Below are 23810 nucleotides of genomic sequence, written 5' to 3'. Positions count from 1 at the left end.
CATTGCCTAGGCCTCTGGTCATCAGGCCCGTTTACGTCCGATGGAGAACCGCCGGCTGTTGCCGGCGGGACGGCGTCGCGGAGCCCTATTCCGCCGGAGCTTCGGCAGGCGGCTGCTGCATGGCGCACGAGATGTTGCCACCCGGCGCTGCGGCGCAGACTTCGGTGGCGTGGGTAACCTGGTGACTGCTGTTGAAGGACAGGTCGTCGGACACGACACCCTTGTGATGCAGCGTTTCCATCGCAGCGACCGTCTTGTCCGGATCGAGCGAACCCGCCTTCTCCCAAGCTTCGGCGAGCATGTGGACATAATCGTAGTAAAGGAGGGACACGGAGGACGTCACGCCCTTCGGGGCGCCGGCCGCAAAGTAGTTCTTGAAGTAGGTTTTTGCATTGGCGTTGGAGGACTCTCCCCAGCAGATCGGCACGCAGCTCATGGCAACCGGAACGTCGGCGCTGAGACCGCGCTCCTTCCAGATGCCGGGATCGACACCAAACAGGAAGTAGCTCGGCGCCACGCCGAGTTCGAGCGCCTGCGGCAGGGCCGTCAGCGTTGAATCCCCATTGTACCAGAAGTGCACGACGTCGGGGTTCAGGCTCTTGGCGCGCGTCAGGAAGGGCGAGAAATCGGTGGTATCGGGCGGATAGGAAATAACCTCCGGCACCTCCTGTCCCTCTGCCTTCAGTGCCTTGACGTAATAGGAGGTCAGGAACTGGCCGGTCGCGTCGTTGCCGACGATGACGACGGACTTCTTCAAGGGATGGCCGACGAGCGGCGTCAGCAGGCTCAGCACGCCACGGGCGGTCGAACCGGAGCGCTGAAATTCCTGCGGCTCGGACTGGAACAGGTAGTGGTCTTCTCCGCCCGGCGCGACCGACTTCGGATTGAGGATTTTCGCAAGCGTGCTGTTGCCGGCGATCTGGATCACCTTTGCCGGCTGGGTAATCTTCGTCATCGCCAGGGTGAAATCATGCGTCTCCGAGCCGAAGATCGCAGCGACTTTCTGGTCGCGGACAAGCTCCTGCGTTGCGGCGATCGCGGTTGAAATATCGGTGCGGTCGTCGCGCTTAAGGAGCTCGATCTTGTAGGTTTTGTCACCGACTTTGACGCCGCCAGCATCGTTGATTTCCTTGACGGCCAGGCCGACGCCGGCCGGCAGTGTGTGTCCGGCTGAAACGAAGGCGCCGGATTCGGCGGCGACGACACCGATCTTGATGGTGTCTTCTGCTGACGCCGAATAGGCTGACGCGCCGAGGCCGAGCGCAAGCGAAACGCCTCCCAATACCAGTGATCGCACGATCCCATCCTCCCAGTGCAGATTTTGCGTACTTACCGGGTTGTCGTACAACCCTGTTTTCTGATAATTGGCTTGGTGGAGAATGTCAAGCAAGTCAAACCTGGGAAGCTGGGCCTCCGGCAACCCTAGCGAGGGAGTGAGATATGCAAACGAGAGAGTTCGGCCAAACCGGCCGCAAGGTCAGTGAGATCGGCTTCGGCGCATGGGCGATCGGCGCAGCATGGGGTGAGGTGAATGACGAAGAGGCGCTTGCGGCCCTCCATGCCGCGCTCGACACGGGCGTCACCTTTATCGACACCGCCGATGTCTATGGCGACGGCCATTCCGAACGCCTCATTGCGAAAGTGATGAAGGAACGGGGCGGGCAGCGTCCATTTATCGCCAGCAAGGCGGGTCGCCGCCTGCCTCAGCAGTCCGTCGAGGGGTATAGCGCAGAAAACCTGAACGGCTGGATCGACCGAAGCCTCAAGAACCTGGAGACCGACTGCCTGGATCTGGTCCAACTGCATTGCCCGCCGACGGATCTCTATTACCATCCGGAAGTGTTCGAACGTCTCGATCGGCTGGTCGAGCAGGGCAAGATCCGCAATTACGGCGTCAGCGTCGAGCGTGTCGAGGAAGCCCTGAAAGCGATCGAATATCCCGGTATCGTCAGCATCCAGATCATCTTCAATGCCTTTCGCCAGCGTCCGATCGAACATTTCTTCAAGCAGGCGCAGGACAAGAAAGTTGCGATCATAGCGCGCGTGCCGCTGGCAAGCGGTCTGCTGTCGGGCAAGTTCAAGAAAGATACCAGGTTCGAAACGAACGACCATCGATTGTTCAATCGCAACGGCGAGGCATTCGACGTTGGCGAAACCTTCTCTGGCGTGCCCTATGAGGTCGGCCTCGACGCTGTCGAGAAGGTGCGGCCACTGGTGTCGGGCGATACCACCATGGCGAAGTTTGCGCTGCGCTGGATTCTGATGTTCGACGCTGTCACCGTCGCCATTCCGGGCGCTCGCAATCCGGCGCAGGCCCGTTCGAATGCCGAAGCGGCAGGACTGCCGGCGATATCGCAAGCCGCGATGCAGGAGATCAGATCGATCTACGATACCTACATCAGGCAATATGTTCACCAGCGCTGGTAAGGAGCCGACGCCATGACGAGCCCAATCATCGACTCCCATCATCACTTCTGGGATCCGACCAGCGGCGGAGACTACGGCTGGCTGAGCGGACCCTTCGAGCCGATCAACAGGATATTCGCGCCCGCCGACCTCAGGCCGAGCCTTGAAAAGAACGGCGTGACCGGCACGGTACTCGTCCAGACCTGGAACGATCTCGGCGAGACATGGGACTTCATCAGGACTGCGGAGGCGACGGACTTCGTTGCCGGCGTGGTCGGATGGGTCGATCTGACCGATCCGAAGCTTCCTGAAACACTGGCCCAACTCCAAACATCGCCGCAGGGAAAGTGGCTGGTGGGCGTGCGCCATCTGATCCAGACGGAAACCGACCCGAACTGGCTCTTGCGCGAAGACGTCAAACGGGGCCTGAAAGCGATCGAAGCCGCAGGGCTCGTCTACGATCTCGTGCCGAACCTGCCGCAGCTGCCGTCCTGCATCAAGACCGTGCAGGGGTTTCCGAACACGCGTTTCGTGCTCGACCATATCTCGAAGCCGGAGATCCGCAATCGTGGTTTCGACGAATGGGCAACCTTGATCCGTGAGTTCCGCAGCCAGCGCGATCACGTCTGGTGCAAGCTCTCTGGCATGGTCACCGAAGCCGATTGGCAGAGTTGGACGCCGGGCGACTTGAAGCCTTATGTCCATGAGGCGCTCGAGGTGTTCGGGAGCGATCGCTGCCTGTTCGGCACGGATTGGCCGGTCTGCCTGGTTGCTGCAAGCTACGACCGGGTCGTCGATGCGCTTCAGGAATGCCTGAAGGACCTCTCCGATTCCGAGCGCGAAAAAATCTTTGGCCTCAACGCCATCGAGGTCTATCGGCTGCCCGAGTTTTGGGAGCGGAATGCATGACTAAGAGTCCATCCGCAAGTCGTATTGGTTTCAAGTCGCGGCTTGGTTTCGGTGCAAGCGGTATCGGCACGCTTTACCGCGATGTCACGGAAGTGCAGGCGGCCGAGGTGCTGAGCAAAGCGTATGAAGGGGGAATGCGCTATTTCGATAGCGCGCCCCTTTACGGTCATGGCCTCAGCGAGCTGCGTCTTGGCAGTTTTCTGCGGACCATCGATCGGAACACAGTCACCGTTTCCACCAAGGCGGGGCGCTATATGGTGCCTCCCTATGGCGAAAACGTCGACTACGGCCTATGGGCCTCGCCACTGCGGCTGAAACCGGTGTTCGATTACAGTTATGCCGGAACGATGCGGTCGCTGGAGCAGTCGGCGAACCGGCTTGGAATTGCCGATTTCGACCTCGTCTACATCCATGATGTCGATCGCTTCACGCATGGGGACGGCTATGAGCGGCGGTTCAACGAGGCGATCGAAGGCTGCTATCGGGCACTCGATGATCTGCGCAAGGCAGACCACGTGAAAGCGATCGGTGTCGGCGTCAACGAAAGCGATGTCGCGACGCGCTTCATCAAGGCCTGCTCTCTCGATGCGGTGATGATGGCGGGCCGTTACACGCTGCTCGATCGTAGTGCCGAGGCGGACTTTCTACCGGAGGCAGAGCGGCGGGGTGTCGAGGTGGTCGTCGCCGGTGTGTTCAACTCCGGCATTCTGGCAACCGGCACCGGCAGCTCCGGCGCAACCTTCGACTACGGTGCGCCTCCGCAGGAAATCATCGCCAGAGCCAGGAAGATCGAGGAAATCTGTCGCCGCCATGCCTTGCCGCTGCAGGCGGCCGCGATCCAGTTTCCGTTTCGCAACCCTCTAGTCGCTGCTGCGGTTCTCGGAATGAGCCGGCCGGAACGCATAGCGGAAAATCTTGCTTGGTCGCGCCTGGCGATCCCCGCGGATCTCTGGCTCGAAATCGACGAACTCTTCACGCAGCCACAGCCAGCCGATCGGATTGCCTGATCTATCCAAGCCCGGCGGTCGCTACGCGACGAAGTAGAATCGGTTGCTTGCTGAAATGCGCACTATGCGCTCAGGTCGAGCTGGGCAGCGGTGGCGCCCACCAGTTCCGCCTTCGACTTTCTTGGAGCGCGAGCTTTGGTCGCCTTCTTGGCTGGAGCGGAAACCTCCGGAAGCTCCGCAAGCAGCAAGTCACCTTCGCCGGCCGGTTTGCGCTCCTCGATGACGTCCAGGGTCTCGATCGCCGGCGTCTCCATGCTCGCCTTCGAAGAGGCGGGCGTGCGAGCTGTCGCTTTGGTGGGAGGGATGGCGCTCGTCGGGGTCGCGGCGGGTGCATATCGAATCATTGGCTTGTTACTCCGTGTTGTTCCCTTTATGTTCTGATGGGCAGGGAAGTCAACAAGCTGCGATATGGCGCATGGGGATGAGGCCCAATGAGACACCGAAAAGGCATAGCACTGCTGCCGCTGGCACATGACGAATATCAGCATACGCTCGCGAGCCTACCTCAATGGTACGAGCTTCGCGCCGCTTGCTCGGTTTGTGGAAGAACTGCTCCTGTGGATCGCTACGTCATGGCCAGGCGCTTTGGAGGCGATATGAAAGTAGGCCGATTGGCGCAAAAGCTGGTGTGCCATGGGTGCGGGAATTCCGTGGGCAATACGCTCCTGCTTGGGATGATGTCGAGGGATTGAGACGCCACGCAGGCACTCTTCGTGATCCTTGGTCTAGTTGGTCGTTCCATATGAGCCGCGGGTGAGCCGATGACGACAACAGGGCTTCTTCAGGCGGGAAGCCCTCTTGCCGAGCCTGCGTTTTCCGACGACGATCCTCGATCTCCGTCGGGGACGCGCGAAGATTTACCTAGACCGCACCGGCCGGCAGCGGTGCTGCGGCATCGATGAGTTTCTCATGTCTGAGATCGGACCAGAGCGAAGCCGGGATCGGCCAGCTGAGATAGTCGAGATTTTGTTTCAGTTCCTCGACTGAACGCGCGCCCGGGATCACGCTGACGACAAGTCTATGGGCGAAGGGAAATTGCAGCGCGGCCGCGGCCAGGGGAACGCCGTGGCTTTCGCAGACGGCGTTCAGACGCGCCACTCGCTCAAGGACGTCTGCCGGCGCATTCCGGGTATTGAAGGTAGCGCCCTTGACGGCGCCGGTCGCCAGGATACCGGAATTATAGGGGCCGCCGATGACGATCTTGGTCCCCTTCCGCTCGCAGGCCGGAAAGAGCGTGGCCAGCGGTTCCTGTTCTAACAGCGTGTAACGTCCCGCCAGCAGGAAATAATCGAATTGTCCCGCCTCTACGAAATCGGACAGCATCTGCCATTGGTTAATGCCGACGCCAACAGCCTTGATGACGCCCTGTGAGCGCAATTCGTCCAGCGCCGGATAGGCCCCCTCCATCGCCTCCTTGAACCGGCTGCGCGCATAGGGATCTTCTCCCCTGGCGAAATGGATGGCCTCGTCGGGATCGTGGATCGCCAGCATGTCTATATAATCGGTGCCGAGCCGCTTCAGGGAGCTTTCGATCGAACGAAGCACCGCGTCGCGCGAATAGTCGAATTCCGCCCGGAATGGCGGCGCTTCGTCCCACAGGACAGGCTTTACCTCGCTCTTAGGGATCGGCACCAGATCGTATCCGACTTTCGACGAGATGACGATGTCCCGGCGCGGCAGGGTTTTGATCGCCTCGCCCAGCCGCGTCTCGGCGAGACCGAAACCGTAGACCGGGGCGGTATCGAAATAACGCAACCCGCTGTCGTAAGCGGCCTGGACCGTATCGAGCGCCACCTTGGGATCCGTTGCGCGATACATATTGCCGAGACCGGTTCCTCCCAATCCCATCGTGGTGACGGTCAACCCACCCGCTGTTACGCTTCTCTTTTCCAGTATCGGCATAGATTTTCCTGACGATTTCTAGGTTTCACCAATTCGTGACATGGCTGGAGACTGGCTTGCCAACCGCCGCGCGCCGATTCATATTGACATAAAACTTGTCGTACAACAATGTAACCGTACGATGGAAAGCACACGGGAGGTGTGGCTCCCATCGCATAAGGGAGGAAGCCCCGTGTCGAAGAATGACGATGATGCGAATGAAGAACACCGCGCACAGAAATTTTTGAGCAGACGGGAAGCCTTCGGCTTCGCGGCCAAGGCCGGTCTCGGGGCTGCTGCACTTGCAAGCGGCGCCGCCGGCCTGATGTCAAATCCGCAATTCGCGATGGCCCAGGCAGCCGCTAGCGCGAGCGGCGGCCTGCCTAGGAAGCCCTACAAGTTTTACTTCGTCTGCCATGTGACACTGGACCAGTTTTTCACGCCTTGCATCTACGGCATCCAGGATGCCTGCGCGGCCTTCGGCGCGTCCTATCAATGGACGGGCTCGCAGAAGAACGTCGTCTCGGAAATGGTCAGCGCCATGCAGACAGCGATTGCCCAGAAGGCAGACGGCATTGCCGTTTGTCTGGTCGATCCCAAGGCCTTCGATGCGGCAACGGACATGGCGGCGGCCGCCGGTATCCCCGTCATCGCCTTCAATGCCGACGTCCCGACTGGCAGCCCGAACAAGCGGTTGTCCTATGTCGGTCAGCCGCTCTATCAGGCCGGCTACAATGTGGCGATGAAATGGCTGAAACTCCTGCCGGCAAAGGCCCATGTCATGCTGACGATCGGCGTGCCCGGTTCGCTCAACACGCAGCCGCGCCTCGACGGATACATCCAGGCAATCAAGGATTTCGGCAATGGCATCACCTATGATGTCGTCAATTCCGGCCCGGATCCGCAGACGGAAATCTCCCGCGTCGAATCCTATTATCTCAGCCATCAGAACGTGGCTGGACTTTTCGGTACTGGTGGATCAGATACCTATGCCTGCGGTTTTGTTTCGAACAAATATGGCTTGGCCAAAAAGGGCGGCGTCGTTGCCGGCTTCGACCTGTTCCCCCAGACCCTGACCTTCATCAAGAGCGGCGATGTGACGTTTACGACCGATCAGCAGGCCTACCTGCAAGGGTTCCTGCCGGTGCAGCAGATGTTCCTCTACAAGGTATCCGGCGGTCTGGTCGGTCCGGCAAACAGCGATACCAGCCAGGCCTATGTGACTAAGGACAATGTCGACAACTATCTCGGCCAGACGCGCTTCGAGGGCCGGACGGCCGACGAGCCGAAATAGACCGGCAGCAACGATTGGAGTGCACGGCAAGTCAGGCTGTGCACTTCTCCGCCGACCGCAAGCCGCATCACGAATGACGAGGCCAATGACAGATGAACGTCGAACCCAATAGGATGGAGAATATCAATCGGTCGATTTCACCGACGTCAGCCGGACATGTCTCACTGGGTAGCCGGCTCGCAACGATGTTGTCCCGTTACAGAGAGGCAAGCATTGCCGTGGTTGCGGTGCTGCTTGTCATCTACTTCCAGATCGGCAGCAATGGCGGCTTTCTGACGACGCAGTTGATGAGTGTCGTGCTCAGGGATACCGGCCGGCTCGGCATGATCTCCGTCGCCGAGGTCATGCTGATGATTACCGGCGAGATCGATCTGTCGCTGAGCAGTACGTTTTCGCTGGCCCCCTATCTCATGGTGCTGATGTCGATCACCTGGGGTGTGCCGCTCTTCGTTGGAGCCATCATCGGGATACTTCTCGGTATTGCCGTCGGTTTCGTCAACGGGTTCATTACCGTGCGGCTACGGGTGCCATCGCTTATCACGACCGTCGGTACGCTGTTTCTGCTGCAGGGTATCACCGTTTCGATCTATGACAGCCAGCCGATCGTCGCGCCTGTAGAGGAGCCCTTCAATGCGATATTCGGCGAGAGCCTCTACGGCCCCGGCGATTCCCTCTTCTCTCTGCACGGGCTCACGGCTTTTTCTCCATTCCTATGGGCGTTGCTGGTGGTGCTTGCGCTTGCCCTGGTGCTGACCAAGACCCGCTTTGGCCTTCATACGATTGCGACCGGCAGCAATATCACCGGAGCCCGGGAGATCGGCATCCGCACCGACTGGATGAAAATCTACAATTTCATGATCGCCGGCGGCATTGCCGCTTTCGCGGGCATCATCAACACGGCTGAATTTTCCTCCGCGGATCCGACGGCCGGCAGCCCCTTCCTGACATTGCAGGCGATCGCGGCGGCCGTCATCGGCGGCACGTCGCTGCTCGGCGGATCGGGCACGGCGATCGGTTCGTTGATCGGGGCCTTCGTCGTCGCTTCGCTGAACAACGGCCTCGTCATGGTCGGCGCGCAGGCAACGACATCCGACATCTATCTCGGCGCGGCGATCGTCGCAGCCATGATCATCAACGTGCAGGTCGACAGCCTGCGCATACGGAGGCGCAAATGACGAGCGAAACCATTCCAGCTCTGCCGCAGGATGCGCCTGTCATTCTGGAGATGCAGCATATCAGCAAGAGTTTCGGCGCTGTGACCGCTCTCGTCGATGTCAGCCTCAAGCTTCACAAAGGCGAGGTTCTGGCTCTCGTCGGCGACAATGGTGCCGGCAAATCGACGCTTATCAAGACGATGTCCGGTTTTCACGCTCCGGACCGAGGCAAGATGTTCTTCGACGGCGAGGAGGTGCGGTTCAATTCACCGCGTGATGCGCGCGCGCGTGGCATCGAGACCGTCTATCAGGATCTTGCGCTCATCGGCGATCTCAGCGTCTATCACAACATGTTTCTCGGGCGGGAGCAGCGCCGGCGGGTCCTCGGCTTGAACCTGCTTGACAACAAACGGATGCGCCAGCTGTCTCGCACCTATCTGGATACGCTCGGCATCTCCATTCCCAGCATAAACAGTACGGTCGACATGCTCTCCGGCGGTCAGCGGCAGTGCATCGCCGTTGCGCGCTCGATCTATTCCTCGCCGACGGTGCTGATCCTGGACGAGCCTCTTGCCGCGCTCGGTGTCCGCGAGAGCGCCCAGGTGCTCGGTCTTATCCAGAATCTACGGCGGCAGCGCGAGGTTTCGGTCGTCCTCATTGTTCACAACTACAATCAGATCTTCGAGGTCTGCGACCGCATTAATTTTCTGCATGCAGGGGAGATCGTACTCGATGCGGCAACCACCGAGACGAGCGAGGAGGAACTGATCCGCATCGTCAAATCGGGCCTCGGCAAACGTGCGATTGCGGAAGCCGAGCGATCGATAGGAGTGAGTCCCGCATCATGACGACTGCCGATGTCGAAGGGAAATATCATATGGAGGTTGAGGTGAGGCACGCCTGCCACCCCGAAACCGTGCGCGGCTTATATGCAGGTACGCTGCGCGTCATTTCCTGGTTACAACGTCCTTTCGCCCGGCGAAATCAGGCTCACCTATTCTTCTTATGATCGGATGAGGTCGGTCGCAAAGATTCGAGAAACTGACGAGAAATCGAGATAGCTCCGGCGGACGGATGGCGCACGCATCGCTGGCTTTCGGTGCTATCCCGACGGGATCCTGAGCAAAAATAGTAAATTCGTCGTGCTCAGATATTCTGATAAATTATTGAATTAACATGATAAAGAATAGTATTAGAAAGCCATTCTCTTCAGCACCTCGTCCTTGCGGATGAAATGGTGCCAGAGGGCTGCCAGGATATGCAGGCTGACGATCGCAATCAGGCAATAGCCGGCATATTGGTGGATTTCGGCAGAAATTCTTTCCAGCCTCTTGTCGAGCGGCAGCAGATTGGGCCACTCGAACAGGCCGAACCACGGCAGATCGTGGCCGCCGGTGGCGGATGTCGTGTAGCCGGCAAGCGGCATCACGATCATCAGCAAATAGAGCAGGATATGCGCGCCGCGAGCTGCATAGTGATTGAACACGTCAAGTGGCCTCCGGAAGGCGGGTTCACCGAGTGAGAGCCGCAGCGGCAGGCGGATGGCGATGAGGAAGAGCGCCGTCATGCCGAGCGATTTGTGCACGTCGAGAAGGGCCCGCCGCAGCGGTGTGCCCGGCGTGAGATAGGAGCAGTAGAGGCCGATGATCAGCGCCGAAATGATGACGATGGCCATAAGCCAATGCAGGAGCCGCTGCGATGGCCGATATCGAGTCCTGGGCATATCTGCTGCAGTTGCGGTGGTGTCGGACATTGGTCTCTCCGGTCGTCTTGGGGCACAACGCGGATGCGGTAGTCGGTCGCAATATGGCTGAATTGAGGGCTCTTTCGTTCACCTTCTCGCGAGCAGGCATCACAATCCATCTTTCAGCCTTTGCGCTGCTGGCTTAGGTCGTGGCGCGCGCATGGATGCAACTCGCCTGCGCGGAATGCAGGCATAGTTTCGGCACGGAAACCCTGCGCTCTTTCATGAGCGTCAGGATCTCGGTAATCGTCTGTTCGAGCCCTATTGCCCGCCCTTGCGAGGAAACGTCTGGTTCCGTTCACCAGAAGCCGATATGATCTCGCAACTCTCAATATGTGTGGGAATCTCAGCATCAGCGGTAACGATTTTGGCGCAGATGCCGATCTCATGCCCTTCGATGCGGAAGAAAGCGATGCCTCCTGTCTCCAGGGCCAGCCGCAACTGCGCCTCGGTTGCCCGATGCAAGCTGTGCCGATCGCCCTCATAGTCGCGGATCGTACTGCGCGACACGCCCGAGCGGTCGGCAAGGTCCGTCTGCGTCCAATCCAGGAAGCCACGGGCTGCTCGGCAGAGCGCTGGTGTCAAAATCATCGCCATCTTACCTTGACGTCGGGTTCGAAGCTGCCCATATTGGGCGATATCTATCATATAGGACATAATATACCGGATTTCTAGGGGTTTTGCCGCCATGGCAGTCCGAGACGATCCGGAAGAACGAAGGAACGACGTTTTGGGATAACTGGCGAGCCTGTTTTCATTCTAGCACTTTTGGCTCTGCCGTTTATCGGAAGTCTTCTTTCCGTATGCTTGTTGCGCACGCAGTCTCGGCGCGGTCCTGCCTGGATCGCCGGCGCCGTCACATTCCTGGCACTCCTCATCTCCGCAAGCCTCTATCCCGCCGTCATGGACGGTGGCGTCGTCCGCTACAGCATAGAGTGGCTGCCGCAACTGGGGCTCAATTTCAGTCTCAGGATGGATGGCTTTGCCTGGCTGTTTTCGGTCGTCATCACCGCGATCGGCTTCCTCGTCATCGTCTATGCCCGCTATTACATGTCGGAGGAGGACCCGGTTCCGCGCTTCTTCTCCTTCCTGCTTGCCTTCATGGGGGCGATGCTGGGCATCGTGCTGTCGGGCAATGTCATTCTGCTCTCGATATTCTGGGAGCTGACCAGCATCTTTTCCTTCCTGCTGATCAGCTATTGGCACAATACCGCGGCAGCGCGCGATGGCGCCCGCATGGCGCTGACGATCACGGGGATCGGCGGGTTCTGCCTCCTGATCGGGCTGATCCTGCTCGGCCATATCGCCGGCAGCTACGATCTCGACAAGATCCTGGCGTCGGGCGACATCATCCGCAGCCATCCGCTCTATTTGCCGGCGCTGATTCTGATCCTGCTTGGCGCGCTGACGAAGAGCGCGCAATTTCCCTTCCATTTCTGGCTTCCGAATGCGATGGCGGCGCCGACGCCCGTCTCGGCCTATCTGCATTCCGCAACGCTGGTGAAGGCCGGCGTCTTCCTGCTGGCTCGTTTCTGGCCGGCTCTCGCCGGCACGAATGAGTGGTTCTACATCGTCGGAGCAGCCGGGATCATCACGCTGCTGCTCGGCGCCTATTTTGCAATGTTCCAGCAGGACCTCAAGGGCCTGCTCGCCTATTCGACGATCAGTCATCTCGGCCTTATCACGACTTTGCTTAGCCTTGGCAGTCCGCTTGCGACGGTTGCCGCCATCTTCCACATGGTGAACCACGCGACCTTCAAGGCGTCGCTGTTCATGGCGGCCGGTATTATCGATCACGAGACGGGCACGCGCGACATGCGCAAGTTGAGCGGTCTGTTTCGCTATATGCCATTCACGGGAGCGCTCGCGATCGTTGCAAGTGCGGCCATGGCCGGCGTTCCGCTGCTCAATGGCTTCCTGTCGAAGGAAATGTTCTTTGCCGAAGCGATCGAAACCCATGCAGATTCCATTCTCGATCGCATACTTCCCTATGTGGCGACGCTCGCAAGCGCTTTCAGCGTTGCCTATTCGCTGCGCTTCATTCAGACGGTTTTCTTCGGACCGGCCCCGACCGATCTGCCGATTGCCAAGCCGCATGAGCCGCCCCGCTGGATGCGCTTCCCGATCGAGCTACTGGTCGTGGTGTGCCTGGTCGTCGGTATCGTTCCGACGCTTTCGGTCGCGCCCTTCCTGCAGGCTGCCGTGGTCAGCGTTCTCCATGCGGATACGCCGCAATATAGCCTCTCACTTTGGCATGGTTTCAATCTGCCGCTCGTCATGAGTATCATTGCCCTGATCGGCGGGACGGTCTTTTATTTCGTCTTCAAGGATTATCTGTCGCGATGCGATGACGGTCCGCCCATTTTCCGCCGGCTGAAGGGGCAGCGCATCTTCGAGCGGGTGCTGGTCGAAGTCTCCTGGCACTGGGCGAGAATAGCCGAAAAGCGGATCGGCACGCGCAAGCTGCAGCCGCAGCTTCGCTGGGTTGTCGTGACGGGTTTTGCCGCCGGTCTGCTGCCGCTTTACTTGTCCGGGTTCGAGGCAAAGCATTTCTCCTTTTTGGGCGCTGACCCGGTTTTCGCTTCCGTCTGGGCGATCGGCATCTGCCTGGCCATCGGCACCGCCTTCTTTGCGAAGTATCAACGGCTTGCCGCCCTGGTGATGCTGGGTGGCGTCGGGTTGATCGTCTGCCTGACCTTCATCTGGCTGTCTGCGCCGGATCTCGCGATCACCCAGCTTCTGGTGGAGATCGTCACGACAGTTCTGATCCTGCTGGGGTTGCGCTGGCTGCCGAAGCGGACCGAAGGCATCGACGACACGGTCAGCCTGCGCGCTCGCTTCCGCCGCTTCCGTGATCTTGCGCTCGCCGTCATCTGCGGCGTCGGCATGATGTTCGTCTCCTATGCCGTCATGACCATGCCGGTGCCCGACGCGATCGCGAATTACTTCCTCGAGAACGCCTATTCGAAAGGCGGCGGCCGCAACGTCGTTAACGTCATCCTGGTGGATTTCCGCGGCTTCGATACCTTGGGCGAAATCGCCGTTCTCGGCGTCGTTGCCTTGACCGTCTATGCGCTGCTGCGTCGTTTTCGCCCTGCACCCGACAGCATGGAGATGCCGGAGCAGCAGCAGATCCAGAACCGGTTCGACGAAGAGAGGCCAGAGCGTTCGGCCGGCGATACGGTCCGCGACTATATGCTGATCCCGTCCGTGATCATGCAGTGGATGTTCCCCTTCGTCATCGCCTTGTCGGTCTACATCTTCATGCGAGGGCATGACGCGCCGGGCGGCGGCTTTGCGGCCGGCCTGACACTGTCTATCGCCTTCCTGCTGCAATATCTCGCCGGCGGCACGCGTTGGGCGGAGGATCGCATCCGCATCTTGCCGCTGCGATGGATGGGCGCCGGGCTTCTGATCGCGACGGCGACGGGCATCGGTGCGTGGTTCTTCGGCTATCCGTTCCTCACCTCGCATTTCCAGTATCTGGATGTGCCGCTGATCGGCAAGGTGCCGGCGGCAAGCGCGTTGCTCTTCGATCTTGGCGTCTTCCTGCTCGTTGTGGGCTCGACGGTTCTGATCCTTGTTGCGCTCGCGCACCAGTCGATCCGTATCAACCGCTTGCGCGCACTCGATGCCGAGAAGGCAAGGGGGGATTGATGGAACTCATCTTGTCCATTGCGATCGGCGTGATGACGGCCTGCGGTGTCTGGCTGATCCTGCGCCCGCGCACCTATCAGGTCATCATCGGGCTGTCACTGCTCTCCTATGCCGTCAATCTCTTCATCTTCGGCGTCGGCGGCGTGAAGACGAATGTGCCGCCGCTGCTTGGCGATGGCACGGTAACGCGTGCCTTGGCTGACCCGGTGCCGCAGGCCCTGGTGCTGACGGCGATCGTCATCGGCTTTGCAACGACGGCCCTGTTCCTGGTCGTGCTGCTGGCCTCGCGCGGACTGACAGGCACGGACCATGTCGATGGAAGGAGCGACCGGAAATGACAGGCTGGTCGCACCATCTCATCATCGCGCCGATCCTCGTTCCCCTCATCGCGGGCGCTCTGCTTGTCTTCATCGATGAGCGCTCTCGCACCTTGAAGGCGCTCATCAGCCTGGCGGCGACACTGCTGCTGGTGGGGATTGCGCTTGTGCTCTTCCGTGCGGAAGGCGGGTCGCCCGGTCAGGAACGCGCCTATCTGCTCGGAAACTGGAGTGCCCCCTTCGGCATCGTGCTCGTGCTCGACGGGCTGTCGGCGCTCATGCTGCTCCTGACATCCATCGTCGCCGTTGCCGCGCTGATATTCTCGCTGGCGCGCTGGCACGCCGTCGGCGCCCATTTTCATACCATGTTCCAATTGCTGCTGATGGGGGTCAACGGCGCGTTCCTGACCGGCGACCTCTTCAATCTCTTCGTCTTCTTCGAGGTCATGCTTGCCGCCTCCTACGGCCTACTGTTACACGGTTCCGGGCCGTTGAGGGTCAAGGCGGGGTTGCATTATATCGCCGTCAATCTGGCAGCGGCACTGCTCTTCCTCATCGGCGTCAGCCTGATCTATGGGACGGCGGGAACGCTGAACATGGCCGATCTCGCCATGCGCATCCCGGAAATGTCGGCGGATCGGCGCATGCTCATGCAGGCCGGCGCCGGCGTGCTCGGCATTGCGTTCCTCATCAAGGCCGGCATGTGGCCGCTCTGCTTCTGGCTACCGACGGCCTATAGTGCCGCTTCGGCGCCGGTTGCCGGCATATTCGCCATCCTCAGCAAGCTTGGCATCTATGTCATCCTGCGGCTGACCATGCTTCTCTTCAGCGTTGGCCCTTCGGCCGGCTTCGGCGCGACCGTGCTGCTTTATGGCGGCATGGCAACGCTGATATTCGGAACCGTCGGCGTGCTCGCGTCGCAGGCGCTTGGTCGGCTTGCCGGCTTTTCGGTGCTTGTATCATCCGGCACCCTGCTGATGGTGATCGGCATCAATGACGGTTCCATTTCGTCCGGAGCACTGATGTATCTCGTCAGCTCGACGCTGACGATCAGCGCCTTCTTCATGCTGATCGAGCTCGTCGAGCGCGGACAGGACGCCGGTGCGAGCGTTCTTGCCGTCACCATGGAGGCATATGGCGATGCCGAGGAGAAGGAGCCGGTGGAGGGTGACGGCGTGACCATGCCCGGCACCATGGCGATGCTCGGCATCTGCTTTGCTGCCTGCGGTATCCTGCTGGCCGGCTTGCCGCCTCTTTCGGGCTTTGTCGCCAAATTTGCCATGCTCTCCGCCATGATGGGAACCGGTGCGATCGGCATTCCGCCGAGCGCTGCCGTCTGGACCCTGATCCTGCTCGTCATCCTCTCGGGTATTGCTGCCCTGATCGCCATGACGCGCGCCGGCATCCGCACGTTCTGGAGCTCGATCGAGGGTACGGTCCCGCGAGTGCTCGTCATCGAGATCGTCCCTGTGATGGGTCTGCTGGCATTGACACTGGCATTGACCATCTGGGCGGGGCCGGTCATGCAGTACATGGACGCGACCATTCGCACGCTCAGCGATCCGAATGTCTATGTCGATGCTGTCCGCAATGCGGTGGTCGCGCCGGTAAAGGCGGGAGGTCTCTGATGTTGCCTTATCCGCTTCTGGCATTGAGCCTGATCCTGATGTGGTTGCTGTTGAACGGCTTCACGCTCGGCCAGCTTATTCTCGGTATCGTGGTCGCAGTCTTCGCCTCCTGGGGCATGGCTTCGCTGCGGCCCGAAAAGCCGGGGCTGCGGAAATGGTATTTGCTGCCCAAGCTTTTCTTCCGGGTCGTTTTCGATGTTCTGAAATCGAATGTAGAGGTGGCGTGGATCATCCTGAGGGGACGCTCGCGCAGGGCGACGCCTGGATTCGTGGTCCTTGAGCTCAGGGTGCGGGATCAGATCCCGCTGGCGCTGCTTGCGGTTATCCTGACCAGTACGCCTGGGTCCGCATGGCTGGAATATGATTCCAACGACAATACCGTACTGCTGCATGTCCTCGATCTCGAAAACGAGGCGCAATGGCGCGATACGATCGCCAATCGTTACGAAAGCCTGTTGCTGGAGATATTCGCATGAGCGCCATGATCATCCATATATCCGTCGCGGCTGCCCAGCTGATGATCGTGGCGGCGATGGCGATCGCTTCCATTCGCATGTTCCGCGGGCCGCGCGCGCAGGATCGCATCATCGCGCTCGACACGCTCTATGTGAATGCCATGCTGCTGTTGTTGACCTTCGGCATCGGCACCGGTCGCGTCGTCTATTTCGAGGCGGCGCTTGTCATCGGCATGCTGGGCTTCGTCGCAACCGTCGCGCTCGCAAAATTCCTGATGCGCGGGGAGGTGATCGAATGAGTGCGCCGCTTGAAAGCATTCCTCTCTGGGCTGCGATCCCGGTTGGCGGGCTTCTCGTGGTCGGCGCCTTCCTGACGCTCGTCGGAGCGATCGGATTTCTGAGGCTTGGGACATTTTACGAGCGCATCCACGCGCCGACATTGGGAACGAGCGGAGGCATCGGAGCGATCATGATCGCTTCGCTGATCTTCTTTTCGATCTCGACGCAAACGCTCGTTATTCATGAACTGTTGATCGGTGTTTTCGTCACCGTCACGACGCCGGTCACCTTCATGCTGCTGGCCCGCGCAGCACTGCATCGCGACCGCGCCGAGCAGAACGGCAACGTGCCGCCCAAACAAGCCCCAAGCCAGCCGGAGGCCGAGCAGTCCTCGCCATAGAGCAATGGTTGCACCGGCACGTGCCGATACGGGCCTAGCCGATTATACTATGGTATCGATTGATCCTGTTTCGCGGTGGCGTATACAGCAACTTATCCTGAGGCTCCGCATCTCAGGATGCCTGATTCTGATCAGGCTCGGACTATCACAGAGGACCACATGAACCCGCGATCTAGTCGCCAGCACACGGAATGCGACAGTCGACGTTCGTCGAATGCGTTCGTCGTGCTGACCCACCGCCCGGGAAGACCATGTGACCGCAAGGGTCAGCGCTGCCGGCGTTGATCCGCGGTCTGGCCTCCCGGGTTCGAACAACCATCGAACCAGGAGGTCAGTATCATGACCACCACCTTTGAACTCGCCGTCACGAAGAGCGGCATACAATGCGCAACAGTGCCAGCGAACGACCGCACGACGTGGTTATCTCGTTGTCGCAATTGGCGTGATACTTCTGCGTGTGGTCGCTTGCAAAGGGCGGGGGGTGATTCTGGCCATGACGGAAATGTGTCGTGTCGAAGATGACGATGCTCGGCGGCTTTGCGGCCGCCAGTGTTCCGCTGCCAATCCTTTTTCATTCTCAACCGGATAATGTGTGATGACCGGTAGTCTCGTCATTTTGGAACTCATGGGGCATGTCGCACTCCTCCTTTGGGGGATGCGCATGGTGCAGGGCGGCATAGAAAAAGCCTTCGGCTCCGACCTGAGGCGTGTTCTCGGCCGCGCGCTACGCAATCGGCTGGTCGCAGTCGCGGCCGGCGCTGGTGTAACGATGCTGCTTCAGAGCAGTACCGCGACAGTCATGATGGTCACCTCATTTGCGGCGCGTGGCGCAGTCGCGCTCGTGCCGGCTCTCGCCGTCATGCTGGGCGCCAACGTCGGTACCGCCCTGATCGTCAAGGCACTCTCCTTCGACGTTTCCTTCATTTCACCGTTGCTGCTTCTTGCCGGCTACGTCGCCTTCAAGCGCGGCCCGAAGGGGCGCATCCGGCAGCTCGGACGCGTCGGTATCGGGCTCGGCCTGATGCTGCTTGCCCTGCATGACCTCGTGCAGACGATCCAGCCGGTCAGCACCGCGCCCGTGCTGCGCAGCATACTTGATGCCATCACCGGTGATCCCGTGCTCGACATATTGCTGGCGGCGGCGCTTACCTTTGCGGCGCATTCCAGCGTCGCCGTGATGTTGCTGCTGGTGGGGCTTGCCGCCGGCGATGTCGTGACGCCGACCGCTGGCCTTGCATTGGTTCTTGGGGCCAATCTCGGTGGCGCACTGCCTCCGGTCTTCGAAACGAATGCGGCCAATCCCGCCAACCGCCGCGTGCCGATGGGCAACCTTCTGTTCCGCGCCATCGGCTGCATCGTCGTGCTGCCGTTTCTGCACCCTCTTGCGGATATGCTCCAGAAGCACATGGCAGATCCGGCTTCGGTGCTGACAAACTTCCATCTGGCCTTCAATGCCCTATTGGCCATCGCTTGCGTCGGTCTGCTCGGCCCGACCCAGACCCTGTTGGTCAAATTGTTTCCTGAAAAGATCAAGCCTGTCGGCGAAGCGACACGCCCGCTCTTCCTCGACAAATCGGTGCTGGAAACGCCCTATCTCGCTCTGACAAGCGCGGCACGCGAGATTCTGCGCATGGGCGACCTGGTCGAAGCGCTGCTGCGTCTGGTTCCGGCCGATCTCTCCCGCCCGGACAAGCAGGCGACAGCGCAGGCCGTCCGCCTCGGCAGGGAGCTTGACATGCTGCATGAGGCTGTCAAAGCCTATCTCGCCCGTCTGGAGCCGTCGGAGCTGACCGATCGCGATGCCAGCCGCCTCTCCGATGTCATCGAGTTTGCCGTCAATCTCGGACATGCCGGGGATATTCTCGAGCGTTGCCTGGAACAGATCACGCGGCGGGCGGAAGGGACGCTCAATGCGGCCGATCATGCTGCCCTGCAGACGATCCAGGCAGAGGTCGCTGCCGATCTGCGGCTGGCGCTGTCGACCTTGACGACCGAAGACCGGCGCTCCGCCCAGGAATTGGTGGATGCAAAACGGCAGCTCAACGAAGCCGAGCGAGCCGCAGCAAGGGACCATCTGGTGCGCCTTGGCGGTGCCAATCCGGCCCTGCTCGGCTCAAGCAGCTTGTTCCTGGCAACGTTGCGCGATCTTAAGCTCGTCAACTCTCACTTCGCCAGCATCGGCTATGCGGTGCTGGGAGCGGAAGACAGCGGCGCCAGCCGCGCCCTACAGGAGGATGCCGACAAGGCAAGCCTGGTCTGACCCGGCAGTTGTCGCGGTTACAGCCAGCCGAGCGCGGTTGCTGCCCGGATCGCTTCGGCGCGGCGATGACAGCCAAGTTTGCGAAACAGATTTCCGAGGTGAAACTTCACCGTCACCTCGGAGACACTGAGCGTGTGGGCAATGCGCTTGTTCGACATGCCGCTGGCGATCAACTGGATCATCTGCACCTCGCGTTGCGAGAGGCCGCCCTGCAAGGCTTTGGCCTGTGGCGAATTCACGGAGCTCGCAAAGAGCGAAAGCGCGGTGCGGACATCGGACGAGGTTTCGATGAAGCTGCGGATGCGCTGGTTCTTGAGAAGCGGTGAAAGGAATATCCGCTCCTCGGAGAGGACGCCGTTGCAGCCGAGGCGGGTCGCACCTTCAAGCGCGGATAGCAGATGCGCTCGCGTAGCGGCATTGTCCCGACGCTGATAGGCGGCGTAGCTCTGCCAGAGCTGCAGGGCGACTTTCTCACGGTTGGTGACTTTCGGATTGGCGATCAGCGCATCGATCTGCCGCGACAGATAGGGACGCGGTGTCGAAAGGCGCACGGAATCGCGCAGCCAAGCCATGGCATAGGAAATCTCGTCACGTCTGGTCAGGCGCGTCAGTTCCTCGTTGGCGCTTTCGACCCAGTTGCGGCCGATCCGCATGCGGATAGCGGAAAGCGTTGTTGCAGCATCGCTCCAGCGATTGGCGTTCTGATAAGCGATAGCGGTGCGGACCTCCATCATGGCGTGAAACTGCAAGCCTTCCGACAGATGTATCCAGAGCCCGTCGAGAAAGCCTGGCCGGATCACCATCGGAAAGTGGTCCGCCAGCACCTGTGACGCATAGTGAAGTGCGAACTGCATCAGGCTCGGCCAGATTTCCACGGCTGCGAAACTATCGAACTCGTTTTGAACGAATTGCAGGAGATCGCGGGGTTGGCCGGCCTCATAGACGATGCAGGCTTCCGCAAGCCGCAGCATGCGGAATTCGGCTTCCGCCGCATGCGGCACCTGTTCCAGTTTCTGCCGTGCCTCCTGTGCCGCGCGACGGGCAAAGAGGGCATCACCGCTCATCAGGCGCAGCACCGTTTGGTGAAGATGGATAAAGAATTCCAATAGCGGCTGGCCGCCCATATGGCCGAGGTAGATTAGGGCTCTGGCTGCGGCAGCCTCCGCCTCGCGGAAGTTCCGGCGGCGAATCTCGAATTCGAGCAGTGCATTGTAATAGGCTGCCCACTTGCCGTAGTCGCCCATTGGATAATCCGCCATGAACTCGCCGAGGCGGGTTATCATGGCGTCGGTCGGCATCAGATCCTCGGAGATCATGAGGTTCAGCCGAAAGGTGCGTGCCGCGAAGGAAAAGCGCGATCCGCGCAGCAAGACCTTGAGCGGATCGAGATAGTCCGAACCCAAATGCTTGCCGACCAGATGGCGCACGCGCTGCAGCTCTCCTAGCTTCAGCAGCGTGCGGGCGAGGGCGAAAAGCACGACCTCGTTGGTCGCGATCATCTCATGGGAAAAGCGCATGATGATGTCGCGAAAGGTCCCGAGGCTGTTGCGGTAGATCAACTCCAGTCCGCGTGCGCGCTCGAGAATTTGCGCTGCGTGGGCCTCGTGGCCGTGATCGAGGAGCAGGGCCATGGCGGCAAGCGCTCGTCCCGCCCGTTCGAAGGCGGCGGCAACCTCGATCACAGCGACCGTTGTCTCGAAGGTCGCCAGTCGCTCGTTGACGGCGATGGTGAGGAGCTTCAACAGTGCCGGATGCTCATCCGGAGCCTTTGCGAGAAGGGGCGGCAAAAGGCCCGCCCATTCTTCTGCGGGGAGCGATGCGGGCGCTTCGAGCCAGATCGATAGCGAAGCCGTCTGTCCCGGTGAGAGGTGAGCGAGGAAATTTTCGCGCAGGTAGTCGATGCCAAGGCGCGGGTCTCGCAGGCGTGTCAGCGACAGAAATGCGGGCCAGCCGGCATAATCCTTGGCGAGCCGGGCTGCGTCCTCGGCGGGAAGACCATGCAGTTCCTCGGCTGAAAATGTGAAGTCTCCGGCATCGAGCGTGACCGATCCGCGATGCAGGATAAGCCGCGCCAGCCCACTGATGCGCTGATCGGGACGGCAGGCGATCACCACGACACGGATGATTTCGAGGAGCTGTGCGGAAAGGCGGGCGGACCGCGCCGAAACCGGTACGTCCCAGAAGAGCCATCCCTCCTCGACGTCGCTCATGCGCGGCTGCTGGAGGCAGCAGGTTTTTTTGCCCATCGCCTGCGCCGCCATGGACAGAACTGCAGTCTTTCCGGCGCCGGCGGGCGCACGCAGAAAAATCACGCCGGCTTGCTCTGCAGCGATGCGATCACACAGGCGGGGGCGGGGGAGCAGTCTGTTCATGCCGGGTTTGTAAGCGCAAATCGAAAAATAACCTATACCATAAAGCTGAAAAACTATACCTTGACGCAGTTGTTCGTCGTCCGAAGATCAGGATTGTTGTTCGTGAGTTAGCTGGCGAACAAGGAACCTCCCGTCGATGCAGCAACATCCGTTGGTCGCGATTCTGACCAGGCTCGGCACGTTCGTGCTGGTCATGATCGCGCTCTCCATCATGATTTTTGCGCTTGCGCGCGTCGTGCCGGGAGATCCGGCGCGCATGGCCCTCGGTCCTGCGGCAACGCAGGAACAGGTCGATGCGTTGCGCGTGCAGATGGGTTTGGATAAGCCGCTGCCGGTGCAATATGCCGAGTATGTCGGCAAGGCGCTGCATGGCGATCTCGGCATGTCTCTGGTTTCCCAGCGCCCGGTCACCACGGATCTGGAGCAGACCGTGCCGGCCACGGTGGAATTGGTGCTCGTCTCCGTGATCTTCATGTTCGTGGTGGCCATCCCGCTTGGTGTCATCACCGCCCATTTCCGGGATCGCGCGCTGGATCATATCGGCCGCATCCTGTCGCTGACCGGAGTGACCATTCCGAGTTTCCTGTTCGCGATCAGCCTGCAATTGCTCGCAGCGCGCTGTCTGCCGAACTGGCCGATCATCGGTCGTCTCGATCATTCCCTTGGCTTTCAGCCCGGGCCGACCGGCTTTCTGCTGATCGATGGCCTGCTGGCTGGACGTCTCGATGTCTTCGTGGACGCACTGCAGCATCTTTTGCTGCCGGCTTTCGCGCTCTCCATGGCCGGCATTGGACAGATTACCCGCATCACCCGCTCCTCCATGCTCGAGAACCAGCGCAAGGACCATGTCCTGACCCTGCAGAGCTTCGGCGTACCCGAGCGGGTCATCATTTTCCGCTATCTCCTCAAGCTGTCGTCGATCGCGCCGTTGACGATCATGGGGCTCGAATTCGCGTCGCTCATCGGCAACGCCTTCGTCATCGAGATGGTGTTTGCCTGGGGTGGCTTCGCCTCCTACGGGCTGAACGCCATCCTGCAAAAGGATCTCAACGCCGTGACCGCAGTGGTGCTGGTCGCCGGGCTGTTTTTCATCGTTGCGAACCTGGTCGTGGATGTCCTGATCTCGATCATCGACCCGCGCCAGCGCCGCAAGGAGGCACGTTGATGGCCGATATGAAGATGCTTGATGCCTCCGACCGCGCCCTGAGCACCGGCTACATGATGTGGTACCGCTTCAGCCGCAATCCAGCTGCGGTGATCGGTACGCTGATCCTGATTTCCGTTGTCGTGCTCGCGGTTTTTGCGCCGTGGCTCACGCCCTATCCGAAGCATGTGGGCGCCGTCGTCGATTTTCGTGCACGGCACGTTGCGCCGGATGCCACCCATTGGTTCGGCACCGACAAGGTGGGCCGGGATATCTTTTCCCGCACCGTTTTCGGCATGCGCGTCTCCCTGCTTCTCGTCATCGGCGTGCTCGGCATTTCCGTGCCGATCGGCACCGTGCTCGGCCTCATCGCCGGCTACTTCGGCGGCTGGGTCGAAAAGATCATCACCGGTCTGACGAACGTCATGCTGGCAATGCCGCCGCTCGTTATGGCGCTTGCCGTGTCGAACCTGCTAGAGCCGAACCTGATGAACGCGATGATCGCCATCACGCTGCTATGGTGGACGTGGCATGCGCGGCTGATCTACTCCGTTTCGAAGTCGATCGCGTCCGAAGATTATATCGAGGCGGCCCGCCTTGCCGGCGCCGGGCCGATGCACATCCTCTTCCGCGAGATCCTGCCCAATTGTGTCGCGGTGATTTCCGTCAAGACGACGCTGGATGCAGCCTTCGTCATCCTGTTTGGCGCCACTCTCAGCTTCCTCGGCTTCGGCGTGAAGCCGCCCATTCCGGACCTCGGCTCCATGGTCGCCGATGGTCGCCAGTTCATGCCCGATTACTGGTGGGAAGTCGTGTGCCCCGGTGCTGCGGTCTTCTACGTGACGCTCGGCTTCAATCTGTTGGGCGATGGCTTGCGCGACATGTTTGATGTGGAGAGCTAAG

At 60.4% G+C, this 23810-nt stretch carries 21 protein-coding genes and 1 pseudogene; 16 read left to right on the top strand and 6 right to left on the bottom strand.

The window, feature by feature from the left end; genetic code table 11:
* Positions 1-85: 85 nt before the first annotated feature.
* Entirely contained in the window at positions 86-1297 is a 1212-nt protein-coding gene (locus BJ928_RS14820; RefSeq protein ID WP_047630182.1) for an ABC transporter substrate-binding protein, read from the bottom strand.
* A 143-nt stretch (positions 1298-1440) separates the two neighbouring features.
* Between BJ928_RS14820 and BJ928_RS14815 the strand changes: the two genes are divergently transcribed.
* The 3 genes from BJ928_RS14815 to BJ928_RS14805 are packed head-to-tail and all read left to right on the top strand — an operon-like array spanning position 1441 to position 4322.
* Positions 1441-2427, top strand: coding sequence for an aldo/keto reductase (locus BJ928_RS14815; protein ID WP_047630180.1), 987 nt, complete (start codon positions 1441-1443; stop codon positions 2425-2427).
* Between the two features lie 12 nt (positions 2428-2439).
* Entirely contained in the window at positions 2440-3315 is an 876-nt protein-coding gene (locus BJ928_RS14810; protein ID WP_047630177.1) for an amidohydrolase family protein, read from the top strand.
* Entirely contained in the window at positions 3312-4322 is a 1011-nt protein-coding gene (locus BJ928_RS14805) for an aldo/keto reductase (RefSeq protein WP_047630175.1), read from the top strand. Before BJ928_RS14810 ends, BJ928_RS14805 begins: the two co-directional genes overlap by 4 nt.
* A gap of 62 nt (positions 4323-4384) precedes the next feature.
* Here the strand turns inward: BJ928_RS14805 and BJ928_RS14800 are convergent, their stop codons facing one another.
* Together BJ928_RS14800 and BJ928_RS14795 are read right to left on the bottom strand one after the other, a co-directional pair.
* The gene (locus BJ928_RS14800) at positions 4385-4666 is read right to left on the bottom strand and encodes a hypothetical protein (RefSeq protein WP_147413910.1); all 282 of its coding nucleotides are present in this window, start codon (positions 4664-4666) and stop codon (positions 4385-4387) included.
* A 517-nt stretch (positions 4667-5183) separates the two neighbouring features.
* Positions 5184-6224: an aldo/keto reductase gene (locus BJ928_RS14795; RefSeq protein WP_047630169.1), complete on the bottom strand. Its 1041-nt coding sequence runs from the start codon at positions 6222-6224 to the stop codon at positions 5184-5186.
* A gap of 172 nt (positions 6225-6396) precedes the next feature.
* Between BJ928_RS14795 and BJ928_RS14790 the strand changes: the two genes are divergently transcribed.
* The 4 genes from BJ928_RS14790 to BJ928_RS38820 all read left to right on the top strand — a co-directional run bounded on the left by BJ928_RS14790 (position 6397) and on the right by BJ928_RS38820 (position 9660).
* Positions 6397-7497 (top strand): sugar ABC transporter substrate-binding protein, encoded by a 1101-nt coding sequence (locus tag BJ928_RS14790; RefSeq protein WP_047630166.1) that lies wholly within the window; start codon positions 6397-6399, stop codon positions 7495-7497.
* A gap of 185 nt (positions 7498-7682) precedes the next feature.
* Positions 7683-8672 carry an ABC transporter permease gene (locus tag BJ928_RS14785; protein WP_183079411.1) on the top strand — a complete coding sequence of 330 codons (990 nt, stop codon included), beginning with the start codon at positions 7683-7685 and terminating at the stop codon, positions 8670-8672.
* On the top strand, positions 8669-9499 hold the full coding sequence (locus tag BJ928_RS14780) for an ATP-binding cassette domain-containing protein (RefSeq protein ID WP_052227553.1): 831 nt from the start codon (positions 8669-8671) through the stop codon (positions 9497-9499). The genes BJ928_RS14785 and BJ928_RS14780 overlap by 4 nt, the downstream gene beginning before the upstream one ends.
* Positions 9496-9660, top strand: a complete 165-nt coding sequence (locus BJ928_RS38820) for a hypothetical protein (RefSeq protein WP_156151433.1) — start codon at positions 9496-9498, stop codon at positions 9658-9660. Before BJ928_RS14780 ends, BJ928_RS38820 begins: the two co-directional genes overlap by 4 nt.
* A 183-nt stretch (positions 9661-9843) precedes the next feature.
* On the opposite strand, the gene BJ928_RS14775 is transcribed toward BJ928_RS38820, so the two are convergent.
* Together BJ928_RS14775 and BJ928_RS14770 are read right to left on the bottom strand one after the other, a co-directional pair.
* Complete coding sequence (locus BJ928_RS14775) at positions 9844-10404, bottom strand: cytochrome b (RefSeq protein WP_052227552.1); 561 nt, start codon at positions 10402-10404, stop codon at positions 9844-9846.
* Positions 10405-10749: 345 nt separating this feature from the next.
* A pseudogene (locus tag BJ928_RS14770) lies at positions 10750-11052 on the bottom strand (helix-turn-helix domain-containing protein); the annotation flags it as partial.
* Between the two features lie 78 nt (positions 11053-11130).
* On the opposite strand from BJ928_RS14770, the gene BJ928_RS14765 reads away from it, so the two are divergent.
* From BJ928_RS14765 to BJ928_RS14735, 7 genes are all read left to right on the top strand, one after another.
* On the top strand, positions 11131-14052 hold the full coding sequence (locus BJ928_RS14765; RefSeq protein ID WP_245432345.1) for a monovalent cation/H+ antiporter subunit A: 2922 nt from the start codon (positions 11131-11133) through the stop codon (positions 14050-14052).
* Positions 14052-14390 carry a Na+/H+ antiporter subunit C gene (locus BJ928_RS14760; RefSeq protein ID WP_047630161.1) on the top strand — a complete coding sequence of 113 codons (339 nt, stop codon included), beginning with the start codon at positions 14052-14054 and terminating at the stop codon, positions 14388-14390. Before BJ928_RS14765 ends, BJ928_RS14760 begins: the two co-directional genes overlap by 1 nt.
* A complete protein-coding gene (locus tag BJ928_RS14755; RefSeq protein WP_047630159.1) occupies positions 14387-15997 on the top strand; it encodes a monovalent cation/H+ antiporter subunit D in 1611 nt (536 codons plus the stop codon). The genes BJ928_RS14760 and BJ928_RS14755 overlap by 4 nt, the downstream gene beginning before the upstream one ends.
* Entirely contained in the window at positions 15997-16473 is a 477-nt protein-coding gene (locus BJ928_RS14750; protein WP_047630158.1) for a Na+/H+ antiporter subunit E, read from the top strand. The genes BJ928_RS14755 and BJ928_RS14750 overlap by 1 nt, the downstream gene beginning before the upstream one ends.
* Positions 16470-16751 (top strand): K+/H+ antiporter subunit F, encoded by a 282-nt coding sequence (locus tag BJ928_RS14745; protein ID WP_047630156.1) that lies wholly within the window; start codon positions 16470-16472, stop codon positions 16749-16751. The genes BJ928_RS14750 and BJ928_RS14745 overlap by 4 nt, the downstream gene beginning before the upstream one ends.
* The gene (gene mnhG / locus BJ928_RS14740) at positions 16748-17131 is read left to right on the top strand and encodes a monovalent cation/H(+) antiporter subunit G (RefSeq protein WP_047630154.1); all 384 of its coding nucleotides are present in this window, start codon (positions 16748-16750) and stop codon (positions 17129-17131) included. Before BJ928_RS14745 ends, mnhG begins: the two co-directional genes overlap by 4 nt.
* Before the next feature lie 595 nt (positions 17132-17726).
* On the top strand, positions 17727-19391 hold the full coding sequence (locus tag BJ928_RS14735) for a Na/Pi cotransporter family protein (protein WP_047630151.1): 1665 nt from the start codon (positions 17727-17729) through the stop codon (positions 19389-19391).
* A 17-nt stretch (positions 19392-19408) separates the two neighbouring features.
* On the opposite strand, the gene BJ928_RS14730 is transcribed toward BJ928_RS14735, so the two are convergent.
* Positions 19409-21763: a LuxR C-terminal-related transcriptional regulator gene (locus BJ928_RS14730; protein WP_047630149.1), complete on the bottom strand. Its 2355-nt coding sequence runs from the start codon at positions 21761-21763 to the stop codon at positions 19409-19411.
* Between the two features lie 136 nt (positions 21764-21899).
* Between BJ928_RS14730 and BJ928_RS14725 the strand changes: the two genes are divergently transcribed.
* Positions 21900-22928: an ABC transporter permease gene (locus tag BJ928_RS14725; RefSeq protein WP_047630147.1), complete on the top strand. Its 1029-nt coding sequence runs from the start codon at positions 21900-21902 to the stop codon at positions 22926-22928.
* Positions 22928-23809 carry an ABC transporter permease gene (locus BJ928_RS14720; protein ID WP_047630145.1) on the top strand — a complete coding sequence of 294 codons (882 nt, stop codon included), beginning with the start codon at positions 22928-22930 and terminating at the stop codon, positions 23807-23809. The genes BJ928_RS14725 and BJ928_RS14720 overlap by 1 nt, the downstream gene beginning before the upstream one ends.
* Position 23810 lies beyond the last annotated feature (1 nt).

The organism is Rhizobium sp. WW_1 (genome assembly GCF_003610155.1).
GTDB classification, from domain to species: Bacteria; Pseudomonadota; Alphaproteobacteria; order Rhizobiales; family Rhizobiaceae; genus Rhizobium; species Rhizobium tropici_A.
This window is presented reverse-complemented; position numbering and strand designations above follow the sequence as displayed.

Coding starts and splice junctions, on each gene's coding strand:
- BJ928_RS14815 (WP_047630180.1), top strand. CDS start 1,441: ATGCAAACGAGAGAGTTCGGCCAAACCGGCCGCAAGGTCAGTGAGATC.
- BJ928_RS14810 (WP_047630177.1), top strand. CDS start 2,440: ATGACGAGCCCAATCATCGACTCCCATCATCACTTCTGGGATCCGACC.
- BJ928_RS14805 (WP_047630175.1), top strand. CDS start 3,312: ATGACTAAGAGTCCATCCGCAAGTCGTATTGGTTTCAAGTCGCGGCTT.
- BJ928_RS14800 (WP_147413910.1), bottom strand. CDS start 4,666: ATGATTCGATATGCACCCGCCGCGACCCCGACGAGCGCCATCCCTCCC.
- BJ928_RS14795 (WP_047630169.1), bottom strand. CDS start 6,224: ATGCCGATACTGGAAAAGAGAAGCGTAACAGCGGGTGGGTTGACCGTC.
- BJ928_RS14785 (WP_183079411.1), top strand. CDS start 7,683: ATGTTGTCCCGTTACAGAGAGGCAAGCATTGCCGTGGTTGCGGTGCTG.
- BJ928_RS14780 (WP_052227553.1), top strand. CDS start 8,669: ATGACGAGCGAAACCATTCCAGCTCTGCCGCAGGATGCGCCTGTCATT.
- BJ928_RS38820 (WP_156151433.1), top strand. CDS start 9,496: ATGACGACTGCCGATGTCGAAGGGAAATATCATATGGAGGTTGAGGTG.
- BJ928_RS14775 (WP_052227552.1), bottom strand. CDS start 10,404: ATGTCCGACACCACCGCAACTGCAGCAGATATGCCCAGGACTCGATAT.
- BJ928_RS14760 (WP_047630161.1), top strand. CDS start 14,052: ATGGAACTCATCTTGTCCATTGCGATCGGCGTGATGACGGCCTGCGGT.
- BJ928_RS14755 (WP_047630159.1), top strand. CDS start 14,387: ATGACAGGCTGGTCGCACCATCTCATCATCGCGCCGATCCTCGTTCCC.
- BJ928_RS14750 (WP_047630158.1), top strand. CDS start 15,997: ATGTTGCCTTATCCGCTTCTGGCATTGAGCCTGATCCTGATGTGGTTG.
- BJ928_RS14745 (WP_047630156.1), top strand. CDS start 16,470: ATGAGCGCCATGATCATCCATATATCCGTCGCGGCTGCCCAGCTGATG.
- mnhG (WP_047630154.1), top strand. CDS start 16,748: ATGAGTGCGCCGCTTGAAAGCATTCCTCTCTGGGCTGCGATCCCGGTT.
- BJ928_RS14735 (WP_047630151.1), top strand. CDS start 17,727: ATGACCGGTAGTCTCGTCATTTTGGAACTCATGGGGCATGTCGCACTC.
- BJ928_RS14730 (WP_047630149.1), bottom strand. CDS start 21,763: ATGAACAGACTGCTCCCCCGCCCCCGCCTGTGTGATCGCATCGCTGCA.
- BJ928_RS14725 (WP_047630147.1), top strand. CDS start 21,900: ATGCAGCAACATCCGTTGGTCGCGATTCTGACCAGGCTCGGCACGTTC.
- BJ928_RS14720 (WP_047630145.1), top strand. CDS start 22,928: ATGGCCGATATGAAGATGCTTGATGCCTCCGACCGCGCCCTGAGCACC.